This is a genomic window from Roseomonas sp. KE2513, from assembly GCF_016107305.1.
Taxonomy (GTDB): domain Bacteria; phylum Pseudomonadota; class Alphaproteobacteria; order Acetobacterales; family Acetobacteraceae; genus Roseomonas.
Genome location: NZ_RCVR01000005.1, coordinates 43,401 through 55,633 on the forward strand (window position 1 = coordinate 43,401; position 12,233 = coordinate 55,633).

The following is a 12,233-nucleotide window of genomic DNA, read 5'->3' on the forward strand; positions in this document are numbered from 1 at the left end:
CTGCGCAAACGGCGTCGCGAAACGCGCCTTGCGCGCTCGCGTTGCTTCCTCATCAACCAGATCGGGGGAGGGGCCGCATGTCCGGCGCAAACGAAGGAAAGGCATCGGGTGACGCGCAGTCGGGCCCGCTGAACCCGGGCGACGACGCCCCGCCCGGCACGCCTGGCACCGGCGAGAACGTCTGCCCGCAGTGCCAGGGTAGCGGCAAGCTGAGCGGCGCCGAGTGCCCCAACTGCGGCGGCACCGGCATCGTCATCGAGGGCATCGCCGGCGGCTAGCCGCCGCAGAGCACCCCGCGCTGCGCGAGCGCCGCGATCTCCTCCGCGGACATGCCGGCCTCGCCCAGCACCTCGGCATTGTGCTCGCCCATGCGCGGCGGCTGCCGGCGCAGCCCGGCTCGCGCGCGCTCCTCCCCCATTTCCATCGGCAGCGCGGGCAGCAGCGCCTCCGCTGTGTCGCCGGCAAGGGTGGACATCGCCGTCGCCAGCAGTCCGCCGCCCGAGAGCAGGTGCGGGTCGGTGAAAAGATCCGCGGGTTGCCCAACCGGCGCCCATGAGATCGCGGCCGCCTCGCAGCGCGCCACCACCTCGTCCCGCGCCAGCCTTCCCAGATCCTCGCGCAGCCGCGGGATCAGCCAGGGCCGCGCCGCCACCCGGTCTGTGTTGCGCCGCAACCGCTCGTCGGCGGCCAGGTCCTCAAGCCCGAAGGCCGCGCAGAACCGAACCCACTGCGCGTCGCTCGTCACCCCGACGAAGACCTGCCCGCCATCGGAACCGGTGAAAGGCTCGTAGATCCCCCAGGCACCGCGCCGCGCGGGCATCGGCGGCACGGGCTGGCCCGTCGCCACCGCGCCGGCCATGTGCGAGCCCACGAGGAAGGCCGCGGACTCGAACAGCGCGCTGCCCACGCGCTGCCCCTTGCCCGTCGCGTCCCGCTCCCGCAGCGCCGCCAGCGCCGCCGTCACTCCGAAGACCGCGCCCATGATGTCCACGACCGAGGCGCCCGCCCGCAGCGGCTGCCCGGGCGGCCCCGTCATGTAGGCAAGCCCCGACTGGAACTGCACGACCTCGTCCAGTGCCGGCCGGTTCTCATAAGGTCCGGCCAGGAACCCCTTCAGCGCGAGATAGACGAGCCGCGGATTCAGCGGCGAAAGATCGGCCCAGCCGCAGCCCAGCCGCTCCATCGTCCCCGGCCCGTAATTCTCCAGCACGAGGTCCGCCGAGGCCACCAGCCGGTGCACCGCCGCGCGCCCCTCCGCCTGCTTGAGGTCGATGGCCAGAGAGCGCTTGTTGCGGTTGAAGGTCGCGAAGAACCCCGCCGCGAAGCCGGGCAGCCGCCGCGTGTGGTCCCCCTCGGGCGCCGGCTCCACCTTCACCACCTCGGCGCCGAGATCGGCGAGGATGAGCCCTGCGCAGGGACCCATGATCGTGTGCGAGAATTCGAGGACCCGCAGCCCTTCCAGAGGCCGCGCGCTCATGCCGCCACCTTCGCGCGCAGCGCCCGCAGGCTTCCGCCGCGCAGCAAGGCGCTCGGCAATCTGTGCCCCACGATCCGCTCCGCCAGGTGCCCCGCCTCGATCAGCGCGTCGAGGTCGATGCCCGTCTCGATCCCCGTCTCCTCGCAGAGCATCGCCAGCTCCTCGCTCGCGATATTGCCGGGCGCGCCGGGATGCGCGGCGAAGGGGCAGCCGCCGAGCCCGCCCACTGTCGCATCGAAACTCGCCACTCCCATCCGCAGCGCGGCCAGCGCGTTGGCGACCGCCATGCCGCGCGTGTCGTGCAGGTGCAGCGTCAGCGCCAGCTCCGGCCAGCGCGAGCGCACCTCGCCCACCAGCCGCTCCACCTGCACCGGGTTCGCCCAGCCCATCGTATCCGCCAGCGAGAGCCGCTCCAGCGTCACCCCGGCCTCCCGCGCTATCGAAAGCCCGTCCTCGATCGCCGTGAAGACCTGCGCCGGCGTCACCTCGCCCGAGAAGTTGCAGCCGAAGGCCGCCATGATCCCGAGCCGCTGCACCGGCACGCCGGCCGCGAGATGCGCCGCCGTCTGCTTGCGCATCGCCTCGATGTTACCCTGCCGGTCGCGGTTGAGGTTGCGCCGGGAGAACGCCTCGGAGGCCGAGAGCGAGATCGAGCCCGTCACGCTAAGCCGGTCGCGAAAGGCCAATGCCCGCTCCAGCCCCGCCGCGTTGAACCATAGCGCCGTGTAGTTCACGCCCTCGCGCGGCGCGAAGCCGCCCACCACTGCCTCCGCATCTGCCCAGCCCGGTACGAGCTTCGGGCTGACGAAGGAGGCCACCTGGATGTGCCGCAGCCCCGTCGCCGCCAGCGCCTCGATCAGCGCCACCTTGTCGGCCGTCGCGATCGGCCCCGGCTCGATCTGGAAGCCCTCGCGCGGGCCCTCCTCGTTGATGGAAACGCGGCTCGGAAGGTCGGTCACGTCAGGGGGATCCCATTGCGGCGGAAGGGGAGGGGCCGCAGGCTTGTGCACCCCTGGGGCGGGTCCGGGAAGCCCGGTGGAGGAGGAGCCAGCAATGCAGCCGAAGCCCATCCGCGCCCTCTCCCGCGGCCTCGCGGTCCTCGCGGCCCTCAACCGCCACGGCACCGCCAGCGTCGTGACCCTCGCGCGCGAAACGGGCCTCTCCCGCGCCACCGTCTACCGCATCATGCAAACCCTGCTCGACGACGGCTATGTCGCCCGCGGCACCACCGAGGACCGCTTCATCCCCCGCCTGCGCGTGCGCGAACTGGCCGAAGGCTTCGAGGACGAGCACTGGATCTCCGCCGTCGCCAAGCCGGCGCTGGCCGCGCTCACCGCCCGGATCCTCTGGCCGAGCGACGTCGCGACGCTCGAGGGCACGCGAATGGTCATCCGCGACACCACCCACCGCATCGCGCCGCTATCGATCGACCACGGCATGGTCGGACGCCGCCTGCCCATGCTCGCCAGCACCGTCGGACTCGCCTATCTCGCCTTCGCGCCCGAGGCCGAGCGGGAAGCCCTCCTCGCCCTTCTCGCCGCCTCCAATGACCCCGCCGACGCCATGGCGCGGGAGCCCGCCCGCGTCGCCCGCCTCGTCGCCGCCACGCGTCGCCGCGGCTACGGCCTGCGCCAGGGCGGCGCTCCCTGGCCCCATACCGGCTCCATCGGCCTGCCCATCCTACTCAACGGCCGGGTCCTCGGCTGCATCAACGTCATCTGGATGGCCCGCGTCGTCCGGCAGGAGGAGGGCATCCGCCAATGCCTGGAACCCCTGCGGGAGACCGCCGCTCTCATCGAGAGTCGCCTCGCCGCCGGCGAGGGCTAGTTCATCAGGTGGACAGATCCGCCACCGCCCTCGCGCCCTTGGGGAAAGCGCCCCTATAGCCATCCCCACGGCCGCAGAGCCGCGGGGAGGAAACAACAGATGCCAGTGGGACGACGCCCCTTGCTCGCCACCGCCCTGGCCCTGGGTGCGGCCACTCGGCCGTGGTCCGCGCGGGCCCAGGCGGGTGCCTTCCCCTCGCGCCCCGTCCGCGTGATCGTCGCCGCCGCCGCCGGCAGCGCGCCGGACACCGCCATGCGCCTCCTCGCCGATCGTCTGGCCGCCCGCTGGCGCCAGCCGGTTGTGGTGGACAACCGCCCCGGCGCGGCCGGCAACATCGGCGCCCAAGCCGTGGCGCGGGCCGAGGCCGACGGCCACGTCCTCCTCTTCTCCCAGGCCTCGCCGCTCGTGCTGAACCAGCACCTGATGCGCGCCATGCCCTTCGACCCCGCGCGCGACCTCGCGCCCATTACCCTCGTGATGAACACGCCCTTCATCCTCGCGGCCCATGCCGGCCTCGGCCTGCGCTCCCTCACCGATCTCGCGGCCCGCGGACGCCAGCCCGGCCGCGCCCTCACCCTTGCCACCAGCGGCGCGACGAGCCTGCCCCGCTTCGCCGGGGAGGAGATCGCGCGGGGCCTCGGGATCACCCTCTCCAACATCCCTTACAACGGCAGCCCGGCCGCGGTGGCGGATACCATCGCCGGCCGCACGGACCTCGTGATCGACGGCACGCCGCTCCTCGCCCCGCAGGTTCGCGGCGGCACGCTGGCGCCGCTGGCGATCACCGCGGCGGAACGCATGCCCGGCCTCGAGGCCATTTCCACCGCGGCCGAAACCATCCCCGGCTTCGCCCGGGGCGGCTGGTTCGCCCTCCTCGCGCCCTCCGCCACCCCGCCGGGCGTGATCGAGCGCGTCGCGGCCGATGCCACCGCCGTGCTGGCCGCCCCCGAACTGCGGGACCGCCTCCTGAACGAGCTCGGCGCTATCGTTTCCGCCGAGGGCCCGGCCGCCCTGGCCTCGCTCCTGGCGGCCGAGCGCAACACCCTCGGCCGCCTCGTGCGGGAGCTAGAAGTCCCCATCGAATGAACCCTCGCTCCATCCCCATGCCCCATCCCGGCCGACCCCTCTCCGCGGTTGAGGAGGTCGATCTCGCCGCCATCCGCCGACTCATGCAGGCCTGGGGCTTCGCCCGGGACAGCGGCGATTGGGACATCCTCGCCGATCTCTTTCACCCGGAGGGCCACATCGCCGTCTCCTGGTTCAACGGCCCCTATGCCGGCTTCGTCGAGACCTGCCGCGCCCGCCCAAGCGTCTCCTTCTCCAAGCACGCCATGGCCGGCACCCGCATCGCCTTGAACGGCCCGCGCGCCGTCGCCGAGACCGACGTCCTCCTGTTCATGCGCGGCACGGTGGAGGGCGTGGAGGTCGTCGGCGAGACCGTCATGCGCTTCCTCGACCGCATCGAGCGCCGCGAGGACGGTATCTGGCGCCTGCTCGACCGCGTCGCCCTCTACGACCACGACAGCATGGCCCCCGCCATCCCCGGCACCGTCGTGCCGATCCGCGCGGAGGAGCTGGCGGGCGACGCCCCCGGCCACCGCTTCATCGCCTGGCGCCTGCGCAAGGCCGGCCGCACCGTCCCCCACGACCTTCCGGGCCGCGGCAGCCCCGCCGAGGCCGCGCTGCGTGCCGAGGCCGTGGCCTGGCTGGAGGCCGCCGAATGAGCACGATGCCGCAGGAAACGCCCGCCCACGACGTCGCCATCATCGGCTACGGCCCCGTCGGCGCCGCCCTCGCCAACCTGCTGGGTGCGATGGGCATCGGCACCCTCGTGCTGGAGCGCGAGGCCACGGCCTACCACCTGCCCCGCGCCGTCCATTTCGACGACGAGGTGATGCGCATCTTCCAATCGATGGGCCTTGCCGAAGCCATCCTGCCGCACACCCACGTCTCTCCCGGCATGCACTTCGTGGACGCGGCCGGCCGCCTCCTGCTCGACTGGTCCCGCCCCGCCGCGGTCGGCCCGCATGGCTGGAACATCTCCTACCGCTTCCACCAGCCCGACCTGGAGAAGGTGCTGCGGGAGGGCGCCGCCCGCTTCCCCTCCGTCGAGCTGCGCAACCGCGCCGAGGTCTTCGCCCTCGAGCCCGGCGAGGAGTCGGTTCGCCTCCGCTTCGAGGACCTCTCCAATGGACAGCCTGGCGAGGCCCGCGCCCGCTACGTCGTCGGCTGCGACGGCGCCCGTTCCCTCGTCCGCCGCTGGATCGGCGAGGCGATGGAGGATCTCGGCTTCCACGAGCGCTGGCTCGTCGTGGACGCCATCCTGAAGCGTCCCCGCCCGGACCTCGGCGACCACTCCGTTCAGCACTGCGATCCCCGCCGCCCCGCGACTTACGTGCGCGGCACCGGCAACCGCCGCCGCTGGGAGATCGCGCTGCGGGAGGAGGACGACCTCGCCGCCCTTTCCCGCCCTGATGCCGCCTGGCCGCTCCTCGCCCGCTGGATCAGCCCGGACGACGCGACCATCGAGCGCTCGGCCATCTACACCTTCCACAGCACCGTCGCCCGCCGCTGGCGGGAGGGCCGCCTGCTGATCGCCGGCGACGCCGCGCACCAGACGCCCCCCTTCCTCGGCCAGGGGATGTGCGCGGGCATCCGGGACGTCGCCAACCTCGCCTGGAAGCTCGCCCGCGTCCTCCGCGGAGAGGCGCCCGACGCCCTCCTCGACACCTACGGCGCCGAGCGCGCACCCCACGCGAGGGGCTATATCCGCGAGGCCGTCCGCCTCGGCGGCCTCATCAACGCGAAGGCGATGGAGTCCGTCCTCACTCCCGAGGCCCTCTCCGGCGGCGCCGCAGACCGGCTCGTGCCCTTACGCCCCGCCCTCGGCCCCGGCCTCGCCGCCGGCTGGGCGCGGGACGCGGGCGCCCTGCCACCCCAGCCCCGTCTGGGCAACGGATTACCGCTCGACGACCATGTCGGTCTACGCTTCGCCGCCGTGATGCGCCCGGACTTCGCCGCGGGCCTCCCGCACGAGCTCCTGGACCGTCTATCAGCGGGGGGAGCCGTGCTGGTGGCCGAGGCGAGCCCGGGAGTCACGGCGATGCTGGACGGGCTGGATGCCCAGGCCGTCCTGCTCCGCCCCGACCGGCACGTGCTGGGCGCGGCGCGCAACACCGACGACATGCGGGCGCTCGCCGAGGCGCTCTGACCAAAAGGACTGACTGATGAAGCTTGTTTCCTTCGAGAACGCGGGTAAGCCCGGCTTCGGCGTGGTGCAGGGCAACGAGGTCGCCGACCTGAGCGCCGCCTTCGCCGGCCGCGCCTCCGGCCTGCGTGGCCTCATCGCCGCCGACCTGCTCGGCGAGGTCGAGGCCGCCGCCAAGGGCGCACCGAAGCTCGCCTTCGACAGCCTGAAGCTCCTGCCGGTCATCCCCGACCCCGACAAGATCATCTGCATCGGCCTCAACTACCTCGATCACGTCGCCGAGACCGGCCGTGCGCAGACCCCCAACCCTGCCTTCTTCGCGCGCTTCCCCGCCAGCCAGGTCGGCCACGGCCAGCCGCTGATCCGCCCGCGCGTCTCCACCGACTTCGACTACGAGGGCGAACTGGCCGTCGTGATCGGCAAGGGCGGCCGCCACATCAAGGCCGAGGACGCGCTGAAGCACATCGCCGGCTACTCCTGCTACAACGAGGGCAGCATCCGCGACTGGCAGCGCCACACGACGCAGTTCACCGCGGGCAAGACCTTCGCCGGCACCGGCGGCTTCGGCCCCTGGCTCGTCACCGCGGACGAGATCCCCGATCCCTCCAAGCTCACGCTGGAAACCCGCCTCAACGGCCAGGTGGTCCAGCACACGACGACCGATCTGCTGATCACCCCCGTGCCGCAGATCATCGTTTACCTCTCGACGATCCTGCCCCTCCTGCCCGGCGACGTCATCGTCACGGGCACGCCGGGCGGCGTCGGCATGAAGCGCACGCCCCCGCTCTGGATGAAGCCCGGCGACGTCGCCGAGGTCGAGATCTCGGGCATCGGCGTGCTCCGCAACCCCGTGGTGGAAGAAGCCGTGTCATGACGATCCGGGCGCTGGGCTACATGGTCATCGGCTCCGACAGGCTGTCGGAGTGGGAAGGTTTCGCGACCGGGCTGCTCGGCATGCAGCGCGTGGACCGCGGCGCCGGCATGCGGGCCTTCCGCATGGATGACCGCGCCCAGCGCCTGCTCGTCTCGAGGGAGGCGGCGCCGGCCACCATCGGCTGGGAAGTGGCCGACGCCGCAGCGCTCGACGCGCTCGCGGCGCGGCTGGAGGCCGCGGGCACGAAGGTGTCCCGCGGCAGCCGCGCCCTGGCCGGCGAACGCCAGGTCACCGACCTCATCCTCTTCCAGGACCCCCAGGGCACGCCGCTGGAGGTCTTCCACGGCGGTCTGCGCGCGGACACGGCCTTCACCCCCGGCCGCCCCATCTCCGGCTTCCTCACGGGACCGCTCGGCATGGGCCACGCGGTGCTGCACGTCGCCGACGCCGACGCCCTCATGCCCTTCTACCGCGACTTGCTGGGCTTCGGCGTCAGCGACTGGTCGCGCAAGCCCTACCCACTCTACTTCTTCCACGTGAACGGCCGGCACCACTCCTTCGCCATGGTCGGCTCAGGGCAAACAGGGCTGCACCACTTCATGGTGGAGCTCGGCGCGCTCGACGATGTCGGCCAGGGCCACGACATTGCCCGCACGGAGGAAGGGCGCCTCGCCTACGGCCTCGGCCGCCACACCAACGACCACGTCACCTCCTTCTATGCCCGCACGCCCTCCGACTTCTTCGTCGAGTACGGCTGGGGTGGCCAGATCATCGATCCCGCCACCTGGCAGCCGCACGAGACCTTCGACGGACCCACCCTCTGGGGCCACGAGCGCTTCAACCTGCCGGAAGAAGACCGCGCGAGGATGCGCGCGATCGCCATGGACGCCGCCGCCCGCGGCGTGCGCGTGCCCAACCCACGCCCCGCGCCCTTCGCCACTGGATGTGCCTGGGCCGACGCCGTGATCCGCGCGGAATAGCGAAGAACAGCGGAAGGGGAGGGAAGGATGATCAACAGGCGCATCTTGTCCGGCGCGCTGCTCGCGCTGCCGGCGCTGCGCGTGGCCGAGGCGCAGGAAAGCTACCCCGCCCGGCCGATTCAGGTGATCAACCCCTATCCCGCCGGTGGCGCGACCGACCTGATGGCCCGCGCCCTCGCGGCCGGCCTGTCGGAGCGCCTGGGCCAGCCCGTCGTCGTGGTGAACCGCGACGGCGCGGCGGGCTCGGTCGGCACCCTTTCGGTCGCGCGCGCGGCCCCGGACGGCTACACCCTGGCCTTCGTGCCGGCGCTGGTACTCTCCGTGCTTCCGGTGACGCAGCCGAATTCTGGCCTGCGGCCGAACGCGCTGCGGCCGGTGTGCCAGATGTTCGCCAACGCGCAGGCAATCGCCGTGCGCGCGGATTCACCGCTCCGCAGCCTGACCGACCTGGTGGCGGCCGCGAAGGCGACACCGGGCGCGGTCACCTACGGCTCCCTCGGCATCGCCTCCATCCCACACCTCGCCATCCTCCAATGGGCGCGTGTCGCGGGCATCGAGATGACCCACGTGCCCTATAGGGGCGATGGCGCGGTGCTGACGGACGCGCTGGCAGGCCGCATCGACTTCGCCGCCATCGTGCTCGGCTCCGCCTCGGGCCGCAGCGACATGCGGTTGCTCGCGGTGTTCGACACGGCGCGCAACCCTGCCTTCCCCGACGTGCCCACCGCGATGGAACAGGGCTACGACGTGGCGCCCACCTCCTTCGGGGGATTGATGGCCCCTGCCGGCACGCCGCCCGAGCGCGTGGCCGTGCTGGAGGCCGCCTGCGCCGCCGTGGCGCCGGAGGAGCTGTACCGCGCCGCGGCGCGGCGCGCCCTACAGCCGGCAGCCTATCACAGCGGCGCCTCTGCCTTCGCCGAGCGCCTTGCGCGCGATGTCGCGGAGAAGGCGGAGCTGCTGAAGGGCATCGACCTAAGCCCCTAACCCGCACGTGAAGCGGGGGCGTGAAGCATGAAGGCAGGAGGAAAGGAAAACGGGATGATCGCACGTCGTGTATTGGCCGCGGCCGCGCTGGCCCTCACCGGTGCCGGGCCGGCACTGGCTCAGGAGGGAGTGCCGCGCAATATCACGCTGATCGTGCCCTTCTCCGCCGGGAGCGTCGTGGACATCATGGCGCGGCCCTTCGCGGAGGCGATGCGCGCCGCGCTCGGCGGCGGCGCGAGCGTGGTGGTGCTGAACCGGGACGGCGGGGGAGGGGCGGTCGGCGCCGCCGCGGCCGCCTCGGCCCGCCCGGACGGCGCGACCCTCTATTTCGGCCCGTCCGGCATGCTCACCACGCTGCCTTTCCTCGTGCCGAACCTTCCCTACGCCTGGGGCGCACTCCAGCCGGTATGCCAGACCTTCGAGAACATCTTCGTCCTGGGCGTGCCCGCGAACTCACCCTATCGCTCCGCCACCGAACTGCTGGCGGACGGGCGCGCGCGGCCCGAGCAGATTTCCTGGGGCGATGCAGGGCCGGGCACGGTCGGCAACCTCGTCGCGCTGGAACTGTCGAAGCTCACGGGCGCGCGGATGACGCACGTGCCCTACCGCAGCTCACCTCAGATGATCCTGGACACCCAGTCCGGCGCGCTCGCCTTCTCGATGCCGACTTATGCGACCATTCGCGGGACGGACATCCGCCCGCTCGCGGTGGTGGCGGATGAGCGGCAGCCCAGCCTGCCCGAGGTGCCCACGCTGAAGGAGCTTGGCTATCAGGTGGACTGGCGCGGCTTCGGTGGCGTCATGGCCCCGAAGGGTACGCCCCCCGCGCTGGTGCACCGTCTGGAGGCCGCCTGCCTGGACGCTGTGCGGAGCGAGGGTTACCGCGCTATGGCTGCCAACACCGGCCAGATCGCGCCGCCCCTGAACGCCGCAGCCTTCGGCGAACGCCTGTCCGCCGAATACCGCAACGCTGCCTCTTTCCTACGGGAGATGAACCTGGTGCGGTAGACTGGCCGCGCAGACTTGTGACCATGCCGGCTGCCCACGCAGGCGGGCGGTCCACGGCGATGCCTTGAACAGGGTGGCTCGGTAGTCTGGCTGCCGTCGGTGCGCGCCGGACCTGCCGTCACCCGCCAGCGGATACGATCAGCCGGCGCCGCATCAGGGAGGGCGCGCACAGTTCCTGCCCCACGCGCCCCCACCTTGGACTCAAGCCCGATCCATGCATCACAGCCCTCATGAGCCTCATCCTCGCCTGCGATCTCGGCGCCACCACCTTCCGCGCCGCCCTTCTGGACCCCGCCGGGCGGACCGTCGCTGAGGCGACCGCGGCGGCCGACCTGCCGGGTGGCGCCACCGCGATGGAGGCCGATCCTGATCACTGGTGGCGCCTGCTTCTCCAGGCCGTCGACGCTCTCGCGCAGAGCGACGCCCATCTCGGCCTTGTCCGTGGGGTCGCTCTCTGCGGCCTCACGCGAACGCAGATCTTCCTCGATACGGAGGGCCGCGTGCTGCGGCCGGCGATCACCTTCCGCGACACTCGCGCGGTGGCGGAGGCCGACGCCCTGCTCGCCCGCGTGCCGGGGGACTGGCCGGAACGTGCCCAGCTCAACGCCTTCCACCCCGCCGCACGCCTGGCATGGCTGGCGGCACGCGAACCGGGCGTGCTGGAGCGGCTGCACGCGGTCCTCGACCCCAAGGACTACCTCAACTTCCGCCTCACCGGGCGCATGGCGACGGACAGCGTGTCGGGCGCCCGGCTGCGGGCGACGCTCGCCCCGTGGCCGGGTGAGGGCAGTCTGGCAGGAATAATCGGCCTGCCACCGGCAATTGCCTCGACGCGCTTCCTCCTGCCTACAGAAGTGCTGGGCACCGTCCGGTCCGATCTGCCCGGGGCGCTCGCGGGGCTGGCGGGACAGCCGGTCTTCGCCGGTGCCAACGACACCTGGGCGGCCGTGGCCGGGCTCGGCGCGCTGCGCCCTGGCCTGGCCTACAACATCTCCGGCACGACGGAGGTGCTGGGCGCGCTGGGCACCGAGGCGGTCGAGGCGCCCGGACTACTCTCGGTCGACTGGGGGCCCGGCTTGCAGCAGATCGGCGGCCCGAGCCAGTCCGGCGCGGACAGCGTCCCGTGGCTCCTCGGCCTCCTGGCCGAGGGCAGCGCAGGGCCGGCTGCGGACGGGCTGCAACGCCTGCTCGCGCTGCCACGGGACGCCTCTCCGGCCCTGTTCCTCCCCTTCCTTCAAGGAGAGAGAGTGCCCTACTGGGATCCGCGCCTGCGTGGGGCCTGGCTCGGCCTCAACCGACGGCACGGGGCGACGGACCTTGCCTGGGCAGTGCTTGAAGGCGTGGCCTTCCTCAACCGCACTGTCCTCGCCCGCGCGGAGGCCGCGCTGGGCCTCCCCGTGCGGGAGATCCGCCTCGGCGGCGGCGGCGCGGCCAGCGGGACCTGGTGTCGCATCAAGGCCGACGTGACCAACCGCCCCATCGTGGTGGGAGAGGCCGCGGAGCCCGGCCTGCTGGGATGCGCCATGCTGGCCTGGGCCGGGCTCGGCATGTTTCCCGACCTCGCCGCGGCACAGCGGGCGCTCGCACGTCCGGCACGCCGCTACGAGCCCGACCCCGCACGCCGCGACGCCTATGAACCTCTCTACGCCGCCTGGACCGCGGCGGTGGCGGCGTTGCGGCCGGGCGCGGCGGAACTGGCCGCGCTCCGCTCCCCGTCCTGAGGGCAGGAGTGGCCGGGGTGACGGGCCGCGCCGCCCGGTCCATCCTGCGCCCGACGCGCCGCAGGACCGTGGCGCGCGGGCGCATGATCGTCACGGAGGGTGGGCTGTTGGCTGCGCAAGCAGGATTGTCCAGGCGCAGGGTTCTCCTGCGGCA

General features: G+C 72.6%; 12 protein-coding genes. 10 read left to right on the top strand and 2 right to left on the bottom strand.

Features of this window, described 5'->3' with window-relative positions:
• Positions 1-77 precede the first annotated feature (77 nt).
• Positions 78-278 (top strand): hypothetical protein, encoded by a 201-nt coding sequence (locus D9599_RS06785; RefSeq protein WP_198380468.1) that lies wholly within the window; start codon positions 78-80, stop codon positions 276-278.
• Here D9599_RS06785 and D9599_RS06790 read toward each other — a convergent pair.
• Positions 275-1,477: a CaiB/BaiF CoA-transferase family protein gene (locus D9599_RS06790; protein ID WP_198380469.1), complete on the bottom strand. Its 1,203-nt coding sequence runs from the start codon at positions 1,475-1,477 to the stop codon at positions 275-277. The two genes, D9599_RS06785 and D9599_RS06790, sit on opposite strands and share 4 nt — an antisense overlap.
• Positions 1,474-2,436 carry a hydroxymethylglutaryl-CoA lyase gene (locus tag D9599_RS06795; protein WP_198380470.1) on the bottom strand — a complete coding sequence of 321 codons (963 nt, stop codon included), beginning with the start codon at positions 2,434-2,436 and terminating at the stop codon, positions 1,474-1,476. Before D9599_RS06795 ends, D9599_RS06790 begins: the two co-directional genes overlap by 4 nt.
• Positions 2,437-2,530: 94 nt before the next feature.
• Here D9599_RS06795 and D9599_RS06800 point away from each other — a divergent pair, with 94 nt between their 5' ends.
• The 9 genes from D9599_RS06800 to D9599_RS06840 all read left to right on the top strand — a co-directional run bounded on the left by D9599_RS06800 (position 2,531) and on the right by D9599_RS06840 (position 12,079).
• Complete coding sequence (locus tag D9599_RS06800) at positions 2,531-3,304, top strand: helix-turn-helix domain-containing protein (RefSeq protein WP_198380471.1); 774 nt, start codon at positions 2,531-2,533, stop codon at positions 3,302-3,304.
• A gap of 99 nt (positions 3,305-3,403) precedes the next feature.
• Positions 3,404-4,390, top strand: coding sequence for a tripartite tricarboxylate transporter substrate binding protein (locus D9599_RS06805; protein WP_198380472.1), 987 nt, complete (start codon positions 3,404-3,406; stop codon positions 4,388-4,390).
• Positions 4,387-5,028, top strand: coding sequence for a nuclear transport factor 2 family protein (locus tag D9599_RS06810; RefSeq protein WP_198380473.1), 642 nt, complete (start codon positions 4,387-4,389; stop codon positions 5,026-5,028). The genes D9599_RS06805 and D9599_RS06810 overlap by 4 nt, the downstream gene beginning before the upstream one ends.
• Positions 5,025-6,515 carry a bifunctional 3-(3-hydroxy-phenyl)propionate/3-hydroxycinnamic acid hydroxylase gene (locus D9599_RS06815; RefSeq protein ID WP_198380474.1) on the top strand — a complete coding sequence of 497 codons (1,491 nt, stop codon included), beginning with the start codon at positions 5,025-5,027 and terminating at the stop codon, positions 6,513-6,515. Before D9599_RS06810 ends, D9599_RS06815 begins: the two co-directional genes overlap by 4 nt.
• A 16-nt stretch (positions 6,516-6,531) precedes the next feature.
• Positions 6,532-7,386, top strand: coding sequence for a fumarylacetoacetate hydrolase family protein (locus D9599_RS06820; protein WP_198380475.1), 855 nt, complete (start codon positions 6,532-6,534; stop codon positions 7,384-7,386).
• The gene (locus tag D9599_RS06825; protein ID WP_198380476.1) at positions 7,383-8,366 is read left to right on the top strand and encodes a VOC family protein; all 984 of its coding nucleotides are present in this window, start codon (positions 7,383-7,385) and stop codon (positions 8,364-8,366) included. The genes D9599_RS06820 and D9599_RS06825 overlap by 4 nt, the downstream gene beginning before the upstream one ends.
• Positions 8,367-8,393: 27 nt before the next feature.
• Positions 8,394-9,350: a tripartite tricarboxylate transporter substrate binding protein gene (locus D9599_RS06830; protein ID WP_198380477.1), complete on the top strand. Its 957-nt coding sequence runs from the start codon at positions 8,394-8,396 to the stop codon at positions 9,348-9,350.
• Positions 9,351-9,404: 54 nt separating this feature from the next.
• Complete coding sequence (locus D9599_RS06835; protein WP_198380478.1) at positions 9,405-10,358, top strand: tripartite tricarboxylate transporter substrate binding protein; 954 nt, start codon at positions 9,405-9,407, stop codon at positions 10,356-10,358.
• Between the two features lie 230 nt (positions 10,359-10,588).
• On the top strand, positions 10,589-12,079 hold the full coding sequence (locus D9599_RS06840; RefSeq protein WP_198380479.1) for an FGGY-family carbohydrate kinase: 1,491 nt from the start codon (positions 10,589-10,591) through the stop codon (positions 12,077-12,079).
• Positions 12,080-12,233 lie beyond the last annotated feature (154 nt).

Coding starts and splice junctions, on each gene's coding strand:
- D9599_RS06785 (WP_198380468.1), top strand. CDS start 78: ATGTCCGGCGCAAACGAAGGAAAGGCATCGGGTGACGCGCAGTCGGGC.
- D9599_RS06820 (WP_198380475.1), top strand. CDS start 6,532: ATGAAGCTTGTTTCCTTCGAGAACGCGGGTAAGCCCGGCTTCGGCGTG.
- D9599_RS06800 (WP_198380471.1), top strand. CDS start 2,531: ATGCAGCCGAAGCCCATCCGCGCCCTCTCCCGCGGCCTCGCGGTCCTC.
- D9599_RS06840 (WP_198380479.1), top strand. CDS start 10,589: ATGAGCCTCATCCTCGCCTGCGATCTCGGCGCCACCACCTTCCGCGCC.
- D9599_RS06810 (WP_198380473.1), top strand. CDS start 4,387: ATGAACCCTCGCTCCATCCCCATGCCCCATCCCGGCCGACCCCTCTCC.
- D9599_RS06815 (WP_198380474.1), top strand. CDS start 5,025: ATGAGCACGATGCCGCAGGAAACGCCCGCCCACGACGTCGCCATCATC.
- D9599_RS06805 (WP_198380472.1), top strand. CDS start 3,404: ATGCCAGTGGGACGACGCCCCTTGCTCGCCACCGCCCTGGCCCTGGGT.
- D9599_RS06825 (WP_198380476.1), top strand. CDS start 7,383: ATGACGATCCGGGCGCTGGGCTACATGGTCATCGGCTCCGACAGGCTG.
- D9599_RS06830 (WP_198380477.1), top strand. CDS start 8,394: ATGATCAACAGGCGCATCTTGTCCGGCGCGCTGCTCGCGCTGCCGGCG.
- D9599_RS06835 (WP_198380478.1), top strand. CDS start 9,405: ATGATCGCACGTCGTGTATTGGCCGCGGCCGCGCTGGCCCTCACCGGT.
- D9599_RS06790 (WP_198380469.1), bottom strand. CDS start 1,477: ATGAGCGCGCGGCCTCTGGAAGGGCTGCGGGTCCTCGAATTCTCGCAC.